Origin of the sequence: Mesorhizobium sp. M4A.F.Ca.ET.090.04.2.1 (genome assembly GCF_003999085.1) — a bacterium.
Lineage (GTDB): Bacteria > Pseudomonadota > Alphaproteobacteria > Rhizobiales > Rhizobiaceae > Mesorhizobium.
The window spans coordinates 1-876 of the sequence record NZ_RZOT01000946.1 but is presented as its reverse complement, the minus strand read 5'-3'; the positions used below and the strand labels follow the sequence as shown (position 1 = coordinate 876).

Sequence of the window (876 nt, the reverse complement as noted above, 5' to 3'; positions counted from 1 at the left end):
GGTTCTCGATGTCCGGCGTGCCGTCTTCCGAGAACACCGGACGCTCGACGGCGAAGCCGAGCGGCTTCAGCATTGTCTCAAGCGCGGCGAGCGCGCCGCCTTCGGCGGGCGTCACCGAGGGGCAGCGGATCAGGGCGGCAAGATTTGCGGCGGGGTCGGTGGGCAATTTCATGGACAAAGCGATAATCGAAAGCGAAAGGCCTGTCACGACCAGACGTCATGGCCGGCCATGGCGCCGACATTATGGTTTTCACGTCGTATAGTCGCAGACCAAGGTGAGACTATCGCATGGCCAGGGAAGAAAAGACCATCGCCATTGCCGGCGCCGGCAGTATCGGCTGCTATGTCGGCGGCTGCCTTGCGCTTGCCGGACGCAAGGTGGCTTTGCTGGCGCGCCCGCGCGTCGAGGCGGCGTTGCGCAAGGATGGCTTGCGGGTCAGCGACCTCGATTGCCGCGACCGCCGCATCGCGCCCGCGGCGCTTTCCGTCACCGCCGATCCGGCTGAGGCCCTGGGCGGCGCAGACATCGTCCTGGTGACGGTCAAGAGCGGCGCCACCGAGGAGATGGCGGCGCTCGTTGCGGCGCATGCCAGCCCGGAAGCGGTGGTGGTCAGCCTGCAGAACGGCGTCGACAATGCCGAGAAACTGCGGGCAAGGCTTGCCGGGCGACGGGTGCTTGCCGGCATGGTGCCGTTCAATGTCGTGCAGTCCCCGGATGAGGCGCCGTTTCACGTGCATCGCGCCAGCGAGGGCAAGGTGATGCTCGAGGACGGCGTGGCGGGCCTTGCCGACCTTCTCGATGTCGAGGGGCTCGCGGTCGAAACGCATGCCGACATGACGGCGGTGCTGTGGGGCAAGCTGCTGATGAACCTCAAC

At 66.4% G+C, this 876-nt stretch carries 1 protein-coding gene and 1 pseudogene; one reads left to right on the top strand and one right to left on the bottom strand.

From position 1 onward, the window contains the following. Positions 1 to 172: pseudogene (locus EN781_RS35705) on the bottom strand (succinyl-diaminopimelate desuccinylase); the annotation flags it as partial. 116 nt (positions 173 to 288) lie between these two features. Between EN781_RS35705 and EN781_RS33370 the strand changes: the two are divergent. After that, positions 289 to 876: 2-dehydropantoate 2-reductase (locus EN781_RS33370; RefSeq protein WP_127400771.1), on the top strand; the 588-nt coding region annotated here is incomplete at its 3' end.